A 3,175-nucleotide genomic window follows, 5' to 3' on the forward strand; every position below is an offset into this window, starting at 1 on the left:
ATCGATACTACGGTGCGCTGATCGCGATCGAACGCGGTGCGCTGAGCACGTCGACGGAGGAGCAGCGCATGGCGCTGCTTGTGGAACTCGATGAAATCGAGGCGTCGCTCAATACGCTGCGCATGCCGCTCGCTTATGCCGATGCCTTTTATGTGCTGCGCGAGCATGTCGGATTCGTGCGGATGCATCTGACCGCAACGCAGCGTGAACCTGCGCACGTGTGACAAAAAATACCCCTGCGAAAGCAGGGGTACGGTGTGCAATTGCGAGGTCAGCAGTAACAGGTTCAGGCCGGCAGGCAGGCCGGCTCCGGCTCTCGCAGTACTTCCGCTTCGCCAGCCGCCTTGCTGCCGCCCGACGAGTTGACGTAGGCGAGCACGTCCATGGTCGTCTGGTACGCCCAGATTGCGAAGCTCGCGATAAGCTCGGCTGCCAGCGTTGCACCGGCTGTAGCCGCGCCGCCCAGCACCTTCGTGAGAATGGTGACGATGGCAAGAGAAAGACCCCACCAGCCGGCGAGACTCAGCACCAGCCGTACGAGCGGCATGAAAACGCCGGCATCGTAGACGCCTTTCAGCACGACCAGCAGCGCACCGGCCGTAGCTGCACGATTGGTCCGGATGGCGGTGACAAGCGTATTGATCCGGCTCATCACGCTCGGATAACCCTGCAGCAGACGATACACCCCCGGGCCGAGTTTCTCGGCGTTGCCAATCAGCGGTCCAAGGCCGATGGCGAGAAAACAGCCGCCTGTGAGATCCCAGATCACCTTGACGAGAAGCGGATCGATATCGACGTTTTCGGCTTCCGGCGGCGCGAAGGCCATCATGTGATTATCGAGTCCCGTCTGCGTGGGGTTGAACAGCAGATTGAAACAAGTCGAGAAGTCGGCGTTGTAGGTTCCGTTGACGGCGATTGCGCCGGCCGGGTTGACCGCCATGAAGGGTGCGCCGGAGCTGCCGACGAGCCCGAGATTGATGGTCCCGTTCGATTGCAGCGACGGGATCAGCTTCGCCGCGTTTTGTGCCGTGCCGCCTGAATGCAGCGTGCCGTCGCCGCCGACGACCACAAAGCTGCCATCGTGACATTGCAGGGTAATGGCCGCCGAGCCCGCTGCTCCTGGAACGCCAATGGTGAACGATTCCGCTGCATCACTCGACGTCCCGCTGGTCGTGATCTGACCGCCCGCCGATACCGCCCAGTAACCGCCCGCGCCCGTTTGCAGTTTCATCTGGTCGCCGCTGCCGAAGAGTCCGGCCATCGATACAAAATTCTGGTCAGTCGGGAACAGCGGTTCCGGCGCCGATACCGCGACAGGCTGATTTTCAGCCACGACCAGACTCGATACCGCCGCCGATCCCCATGTGTAGACCATGGAGAACGACTTGACGTGGTTGATCCAGGAATCGCTGAAGGTGGCATTGTTGGCCGTGATGTTCAACGACTGGTTCGCGATCAGCGAGGCCACCTTGCTGGTCACGTCCGCACGGCCATATGCCGCGGCGATGACGTTGAGCGCACTGGCGTCGACGGGTGGCTGGTACGGCGGCACGGTCGCGTCGTAGTCCACCGTCAGCGTGCTTCCCTCGGTTGCGATCGCCTGTTGCGGCTTGCACTCGGCGTATTGATAGACCACGTTGAGGGTCTTGTTGATGCCCGGCCAGCCATCGCCAAAAACTGAATTCGATGCCGCGATGCTCAGGTTGCGCCGGCTCACGTTGGCCTGGACTACGGCCGTCACATCGCTCATGCCCCAGAACGCGCTCAGGACCTGCAGATGGGGTCGGTACTTGAGCGAATACGGACTGCCTTCCACCACGATATCCGTGAACGGAACCTGGCCGGTGTAGCTCGCCACGATCACGAAGGCCTTGCGGTGGTTGACCCATGTATCGGTGAAGGTCGCGTTGTTCGCGGTCAGGTTCAGCGTCTGGCCGGAGGGCACCATTCCCTGTACCTGTTGACTGACGTTTTTCGGGCCATAACTCGCGCCCCACACAGTCAGGGCCGGCTGGGTGTTGTTCAAAGCCGAAGCTGCGGAGGAAAGTTCGAACTCATGCGCGCCAATCGTCAGTGTCTGGTTTTCCATTGCGGTTGCGGTTTGCGGCAACCCGCCGTCGTAGCTATAAACCACGGTAAAGGTTTTACTGACACCCGGCCAGGTATCGGTGAATACCGAATTACTCGCCTGAACTGAGAGTGTTTCGGGAGTGGTCTGCCGGTTCACCAGTAACGTGACTTGCCCGGTAACCTGCTTTAGCCCGTAAGCCGCGCCGATGATTGTGAGAACGCCCGTATTTGCGGTTGGCATGCTGATCCTTCTATTGAGTGATTAAGCAGCGTGGATGTAATGAAGCGTAAGGCCGGCGTATAGGTCGATCCGGCCGAAGCCCTTTGCCAGCAGTGATGCGAGCATGTGTCGCATCTCTCTCAGACCTGTTGGCGGAGAGACGATATCACGCGTTAAAGCGATCAAACGGTTTGCTCATACAAATAAATTTCCGGCTGTTTTTCTGCAGTTTGATTGGAATTAAGTCGCTCTGGAATCGGTACCCACGATTCATTTAATTGTTTGAATCTGATTATTCAGAGCGTTTTCGCCATGATGTTTTAATCAGAATTTAAATTAGTCGATATGTGTAAAAAAGTGTCATAAGAACGTGTTCGGGGATTTATTTTGTGATTAACGAGATGCCGGACCAAGCCTGAGTCCAATGATCATGTCCTAGTCTCTTCGCATGTTTTTGGCTCTGTAAGACCGCGTCGTAACGGGCTATCGTGAATTCCTCTTTGAAGGAATCCCATGATCCATTCCACCGCGTTTCAACATCTCGAAGGTCCCGCCGAACTGGCAGCAGCCTTCAGCGTGATGCAGGAATTGCGTCCGCATCTCACCACTTCGGATGCCTTCGCGAGGCAGGTCAATCGGCAGTTTGCGCAGGGTTATCGGCTGCTTGCGGCGAACCATGGCGAAGCACCCGTCGGACTCGCGGGTTACCGGTTCGTGGAGAACCTGATCTATGGGCGGTTCGTTTATGTCGATGACCTCGTCGTGACTTCGCGTCTGCAACGCTCAGGCGTGGGCGGCGAGTTGCTGGCGCAGGTCCGCCGGATCGCGCAAGAGGCGGGTTGCGATCACTTCGTACTCGATACCGGCCTGCACATGGCGCTCGCG

2 protein-coding genes and 1 pseudogene are annotated in these 3,175 nt (G+C 58.3%); 2 read left to right on the forward strand and 1 reads right to left on the reverse strand.

Annotation, left to right across the window (positions count from 1 at the left end; genetic code table 11):
• A pseudogene (locus ACFFAR_RS29040) lies at nucleotides 1–224 on the forward strand (C4-dicarboxylate ABC transporter substrate-binding protein); the annotation flags it as partial.
• A gap of 62 nt (nucleotides 225–286) precedes the next feature.
• On the opposite strand, the gene ACFFAR_RS29045 reads toward ACFFAR_RS29040, so the two are convergent.
• Nucleotides 287–2,311, reverse strand: a complete 2,025-nt coding sequence (locus ACFFAR_RS29045; protein ID WP_375508997.1) for a hypothetical protein — start codon at nucleotides 2,309–2,311, stop codon at nucleotides 287–289.
• 492 nt (nucleotides 2,312–2,803) lie between these two features.
• Here ACFFAR_RS29045 and ACFFAR_RS29050 point away from each other — a divergent pair.
• Nucleotides 2,804–3,175, forward strand: a 372-nt coding sequence (locus ACFFAR_RS29050) for a GNAT family N-acetyltransferase (RefSeq protein WP_174365217.1), incomplete at its 3' end; no start/stop codon positions are given.

Source organism: uncultured Caballeronia sp. (genome assembly GCF_964243625.1).
In the GTDB taxonomy this organism is placed as follows: domain Bacteria; phylum Pseudomonadota; class Gammaproteobacteria; order Burkholderiales; family Burkholderiaceae; genus Caballeronia.

What these genes read in the sequence shown, in the direction of transcription:
- ACFFAR_RS29045 (WP_375508997.1), bottom strand. Translation starts at nt 2,311, where the DNA reads ATGCCAACCGCAAATACGGGCGTTCTCACAATCATCGGCGCGGCTTAC.